This window comes from Paraburkholderia sp. MM5384-R2, from assembly GCF_014201025.1.
GTDB lineage: Bacteria > Pseudomonadota > Gammaproteobacteria > Burkholderiales > Burkholderiaceae > Paraburkholderia > Paraburkholderia tuberum.
Genome location: NZ_JACHDI010000085.1, coordinates 1 through 1,432, shown reverse-complemented (window position 1 = coordinate 1,432; position 1,432 = coordinate 1). Strand labels below are relative to the sequence as shown.

1 protein-coding gene is annotated in these 1,432 nt (G+C 60.5%); it reads right to left on the bottom strand.

The genetic code is table 11. The features are described from left to right. A partial coding sequence (locus HDG37_RS38705) for a GNVR domain-containing protein (RefSeq protein ID WP_184056861.1) occupies nt 1-1,432 on the bottom strand: 1,432 nt, incomplete at both ends.

Here is a 1,432-nt window from a genome sequence, read left to right as displayed (position 1 = left end):
AACTCGCTCGCCAGCAGGAACTTCTCGCCAGCGGGCAGCTTCGGCGTCTTGCCGATTCGCGCGATTTTCGCCTGCGACAGCGGCACGCTCGCATAGACGTTCAGGCCCGTTTGCTCCTCGATCTCCTGCGCGTCGGTCACGCCCCGATACAGCGCCGTACGCCCGAACGCCGCACCCACGCCCAGAATCAGCCCGCCCAACGCAGCATAGATAATCACCAGAAGCTTGTTCGGCTTGATCGGCTCTTTCGGCACCACCGGGTTATCGATCAACCGCACCGTTCCAACCTTGCCGGCGCGAACCAGTCTGAGCTGTTGCATGTTGTTCAGCATGCCGACGTAAAGCTCGTTGTTCACGTTCATGTCACGGGTCAGGCGCACCGCATTCTGCTCCAGGTCCGGCAACGCCTGTTCCTGCTGCGACAAGCTTCCGATCCTGCTGCTCAGCATGCCGATCTGCTGATCGATCGCCTGGATCGCGGGGTGACCCGGCGCGTAGATCGCGCCCATCTCCGCGCGCTTCTGCTTCAGTTCGAGCAGGCTGCGCTGCGTGGCGACGCTTTGATCCAGATAGGCCTTGCCCTGCTCACTCAGATTGAACACGCCCATGCGGTTGCGCATGTCGTTATAGCGTCCCTCGGCGCGCTCCAGGTCGCTCTTGAGTTGCGGCAGCTGCCCGCTCAGGAACGCAAGCGACTTCTCGGCTTCCGCTGCCTTGCGCTTCAGATTCTGGTCAACATACGCATTGCCGATTTCGGCGAGCGTGCTGGCCGTCAGCAGCCGCTCAGAGCCCATCAGCGACGCGCCGATGATGCCGCTGTCTTTACCCTTCTGCGAGACCGTCAGCCGGTTTTGCAGGCTTTCCACCGTCTTGTCGCGCGACTGTCTTTCCAGAATGAATTGCGTGCCCGGCCTTGCGTTCAGCGAATCGACCTGCAGCGTGATCGCGCCATCGGGCAGTTTCGTGTCGAGCTTTTCGCCCACGCGACCCTCGATCGGCTCGCTGAGATCCGACTGCTCCAGCCGGTAGCGTTCGCCCTCCAGAACCGTCAGAACGAACTTCTCGCCTTCGAATGCTTCCGGGACATCGAAGCTGGACACCTTGATCGCTTCATCGCCCCATGCATATCCGCCAAATCCAAAGATACCTGGCTCGGAAAGACTCCGGGCTTGCCGGCCCAACCAGTCTCCGATCAATGGAAAGCGCCTGGGCTTTGCGCTGACGTCGAGGTGCAGATCGTCGACGGCTTTTCCGACCACCATTCTCGACTGCAGGATTTCCATTTCAGCCGTCGCCTCTGTTTTGACGTCGAACATGTTGGAGACGTCGCCCAGCGGGCTTTTTGAATTGTTGGTCGGAATGCTGTCTTCAACCTGCACGAGAATATCGGCCTGGTACACCGACGGCGCGATAAACGCGTAGGCCACGCCCA